This is a genomic window from ANME-2 cluster archaeon (genome assembly GCA_019429385.1).
GTDB lineage: Archaea > Halobacteriota > Methanosarcinia > Methanosarcinales > Methanocomedenaceae > Methanocomedens_B.
In genome coordinates this window covers 1-3,517 of record JAHYIS010000065.1, presented here as the reverse complement: position 1 = coordinate 3,517, position 3,517 = coordinate 1, and the positions used below count along the sequence as shown (strand labels likewise).

At 46.5% G+C, this 3,517-nt stretch carries 6 protein-coding genes; 4 read left to right on the top strand and 2 right to left on the bottom strand.

Annotated elements, in window-relative coordinates; translation table 11 throughout:
- A partial coding sequence (locus tag K0A89_12855) for a 4Fe-4S binding protein (GenBank protein ID MBW6519372.1) occupies positions 1 to 426 on the top strand: 426 nt, incomplete at its 5' end.
- Between the two features lie 132 nt (positions 427 to 558).
- Positions 559 to 1,173 carry a hypothetical protein gene (locus tag K0A89_12850; protein MBW6519371.1) on the top strand — a complete coding sequence of 205 codons (615 nt, stop codon included), beginning with the start codon at positions 559 to 561 and terminating at the stop codon, positions 1,171 to 1,173.
- On the opposite strand, the gene K0A89_12845 is transcribed toward K0A89_12850, so the two are convergent.
- On the bottom strand, positions 1,141 to 1,572 hold the full coding sequence (locus tag K0A89_12845) for a polymer-forming cytoskeletal protein (protein MBW6519370.1): 432 nt from the start codon (positions 1,570 to 1,572) through the stop codon (positions 1,141 to 1,143). The two genes, K0A89_12850 and K0A89_12845, sit on opposite strands and share 33 nt — an antisense overlap.
- A gap of 107 nt (positions 1,573 to 1,679) precedes the next feature.
- On the opposite strand from K0A89_12845, the gene K0A89_12840 reads away from it, so the two are divergent.
- Both K0A89_12840 and K0A89_12835 read left to right on the top strand, forming a co-directional pair.
- Positions 1,680 to 2,315: a thymidylate synthase gene (locus tag K0A89_12840; protein MBW6519369.1), complete on the top strand. Its 636-nt coding sequence runs from the start codon at positions 1,680 to 1,682 to the stop codon at positions 2,313 to 2,315.
- A gap of 153 nt (positions 2,316 to 2,468) precedes the next feature.
- A complete protein-coding gene (locus K0A89_12835; protein MBW6519368.1) occupies positions 2,469 to 2,756 on the top strand; it encodes a hypothetical protein in 288 nt (95 codons plus the stop codon).
- A gap of 21 nt (positions 2,757 to 2,777) precedes the next feature.
- Here K0A89_12835 and radC read toward each other — a convergent pair whose 3' ends face one another.
- Positions 2,778 to 3,464, bottom strand: a complete 687-nt coding sequence (radC, locus tag K0A89_12830) for a DNA repair protein RadC (GenBank protein ID MBW6519367.1) — start codon at positions 3,462 to 3,464, stop codon at positions 2,778 to 2,780.
- Positions 3,465 to 3,517 lie beyond the last annotated feature (53 nt).

Below are 3,517 nucleotides of genomic sequence, written 5' to 3'. Positions count from 1 at the left end.
GTAATGATGATATCTGATGGCGAAAAGGGTTGTAGTTACGGGTGCATGGGCAGAGGTACCTGCGTACGTGCCTGTCCTTTTGGGGCTATATCAATGTCCGAAAACCGGCTTCCGCATATTAACAGGAATATGTGTAAGAGTTGTGCTGTTTGTGTAAATGAATGTCCAAACAATATATTGGTGATGGGGTCTATAAGTGAACCAATGCATGTATTGTGTCGTTCACATGATAAGGGTAAATTCGTGAAAGAGGTATGTGAATTTGGCTGCATAGGATGTCGTATCTGTGCAAAGAACTGCCCTGCTGACGCAATAACAGTAACGGATTTCCTGGCTGAGATTGACCAGGAGAAATGTACCAGGTGTGGTCTGTGTGTAGAGAAATGCCCGCAAAAGACGATAGAAATGATTCATGTTGCAGTTTGAGGTATGTTCTTCAATAGGTATTTTCATTTCTGACAGCCCGATAAAAGAACGTGACTTGTCCAGTATATGATGGGTTTATTTATATCCTGAGAACATTTATGATTCACAAATAAATTTATACTGGGAGATTACATGGTAAAATGGGTCGTTGTTGAACTGAGTGATAGGGAATATCAGGTTTTGAAAAATATTGATGAACTTGAAGGTGAAGTATCTCAGAAACTGCGTGAACTCTTACGAAATTATCTTATCAGTACGCCCAGATTCAAAGTGGATTACCATATTATCCATCTTGAAGAAAAAAGAAAGCTCCTGATGAGTGTTCTGGAAGAAATCTGGAAAGAGTATGAATCATGTTTATCTCCTCTTGAAAAATGGGACCAGGAAAAAGCACAAACGGTACGTGAGAACCTGATGGAGATAAATGCTATTCGCCCTGTTGGCTCATTCGATATTGCCCTTACCGGCCTGTTAAAAAAACCGTGGTTATCAGCGTACAATTCCGTAAGTGAGGTTTTTGATGATGTTGACGAATTTAGCCAGGCTTGTATAGCTACAATATATGTACTGGATTTCCTGTCAAGGGGTACATTAGAACCTGGATTACTGAAGGATGCCACAATATTTTTAAATGAACTGTACCTGTTTATGTATGCGGTGGCGAAGAAAAAGGCACACGAATTCCAAAAGGCCAGGGGATTGAGATGTGAAGGTCTACCCCTTGCGGGCGACGAGCTTGTGGCCTGAACGGATACTCTTAATGTTGGTCATACCTGTGACAAGGATATCGCCAGTGCATTCGGCGGCCCGGGCTGAGACCATGGGTCTTATGAATATATCGCCGTCTGCATAGGCTAACCCGCCTACATTGACCCTGTCAAGCAGTGTAAGATTGCCTGATACTTTGATGTTACCTCCTATATTGGAGTCGGCACTGATAACTGCAGTCGCCGCGGTAATGTTTCCTTTGACATTAGACCCCCATCCCAGGTCAAGAGTTCCTTTTACCACCAGGTTTCCCCAGAAACTGGAACCTGCACCGACGATTGCATTTCCGGGCAAGGTAACGTCATTTTCGAAAAAAGAACGTTTTTTAAAAATAAATGTCTCAGATGCCGGATGTATCTTTACGAACTTAGGGTCCATGGTAACCACAATTTATAATAATTGAATAACATTATGTTTAACTACTTTGAATAAACTTAAACTTTTTGAAAATTTAGTATTACCTTCAAATACGGAGATGTGAGGATATGACACTTCAAATCGGCAGGATAATTCGGGCCGGGACCATCAGTGATGCATGGTACCGCGGGCTTAATATGATATGGAACCACGGACATGAGGTCACTGACGAGCGGGGAAGCCGGATACGGGAGTACCTAAACCTTATGATCGTTATCCAGAACCCGTACGAGAACAGGATACCCGAAGACATTTCATGGAACGAGGAGCGACTTGAGGAATATGCCAAGCAGCTGATCACCGGTGAGAATGTGCAGGAATTTGAATATACCTATGGTCAGCGCCTTCGCAACTGGAATGAAGAGATTGACCAGATAGCGTACGTTATCGATAAATTGAAAGGTAATCCGACCACCCGCAGGGCGACTGCTGTTACCTGGATCCCTACGATCGATACTGTGGTTGATGAGGTGCCCTGCATGATAATCGATGATTTCAAGATACGGGGCGGGAAGGTTAACCTGACGACGCTGTTTCGGAGTCATGATTTTGCGGGGGCGTATCCTGCTAACCTGTATGGGTTGTCGAGGTTGCTTGAGTTTATTGCGGGTGAGGTTGGTGTTGAGCCGGGTATGATAACCACTATCAGTGCCAGTGCTCACATCTACGAGCATGACTGGGATATGGTTGACGGGATTCTATAATGCGGAATTTCAGGAAATGCTTATTTTGCCAGTTTCCTGGTGCAAATTGAGGTATATTTTTGTGCAATGAAAAATGTTATTAAGGGTCAGATATACCCCAATAGCAGTTTTATTTCCTGTTCAACTGACTAAAATAAAATATTGGTGAAATGTATGTGTGCAGCTAATTCAGATGAAGTGAAGAAGATCAAGAGGAAATGTGTTGTCCTTAATGTGATGGAAGGGAAGGCATGGCGTAATGTTGTGGTCCAGGACCTGAAAACAAAGGATAAATATATGTTTGGCAAGGTAAAGCTCCTATCACCAGAGATCACTAGTGGTGATGAGCTGTATATCGGGTATGAGGAACTGCCCTATGACCTGCCTGATGGCTGCAGCAAGATAATTTTGATGGCTCTGGATGGCTTGATGCTGGACTGGGCTATGATAACCCCGCCGTGATGGTGGCGGGGAATTGTATTGTTATATGAGGTGTTGTTCTTTCAGGCTCAGGAACCTGCCGTCGCCGATTATGATGTGGTCGTAGAGCTCGATGCCTATCACGCGCCCGGTCTCGACGAGTTTGCGGGTGATGTCGATATCGTTCTGGCTGGGTGAGGGGTCGCCGCTGGGGTGGTTGTGGGCCACAATGATGGCGGCGGCGCTTTCCTGGATGGCGGTCTTGAACACTTCCCGGGGGTGGACGATGTTGGCGTTGAGGCTGCCCACGGATACGGTCTCCTCGCGCAGGAGTTTGTTCTTGGTGTCGAGGTGCAGGGCGATGAATGATTCTTTTTTCTGCTCGCGCAGTTTGGGATAGAGGAAACGGTAAGCGGCCTCGGGGCTGCTGATACGGGGGCGCTCTTCTTCGGTGAAGGTCTCGAGCCTGCGTGCCAGTTCGAACATGGCAGCCATCTCGGCAGCTTTGGCGGCTCCCACTCCGCGTATCTCCTGCAGTTTGGTTGGGGAGGCGCGGCTGAGCTGCTGTATGTTGTAGGTTGAGAGTATGCGGCTGCACAGGTTCAGGACGTTCTCGCCCCTGGTCCCGGTACGCATGACGATGGCCAGCAGTTCTGAGTCCGAGAGCGCGGCTGGACCATTCTTCAGGAGGCGCTCGCGGGGGCGGTCCTGGGGTTGAAGGTCCTGGATACGGATGTGGTATTCAGACATGTGGGTTGCTGTAGAAATTTTTAGGTATTTAAGGTATGTGATTTTAGGCGGTG

Bases quoted from the DNA above. Each gene is read 5' to 3' on its own strand.
- K0A89_12835 (MBW6519368.1), top strand. From the start codon at position 2,469: ATGTGTGCAGCTAATTCAGATGAAGTGAAGAAGATCAAGAGGAAATGT.
- radC (MBW6519367.1), bottom strand. From the start codon at position 3,464: ATGTCTGAATACCACATCCGTATCCAGGACCTTCAACCCCAGGACCGC.
- K0A89_12850 (MBW6519371.1), top strand. From the start codon at position 559: ATGGTAAAATGGGTCGTTGTTGAACTGAGTGATAGGGAATATCAGGTT.
- K0A89_12845 (MBW6519370.1), bottom strand. From the start codon at position 1,572: ATGGACCCTAAGTTCGTAAAGATACATCCGGCATCTGAGACATTTATT.
- K0A89_12840 (MBW6519369.1), top strand. From the start codon at position 1,680: ATGACACTTCAAATCGGCAGGATAATTCGGGCCGGGACCATCAGTGAT.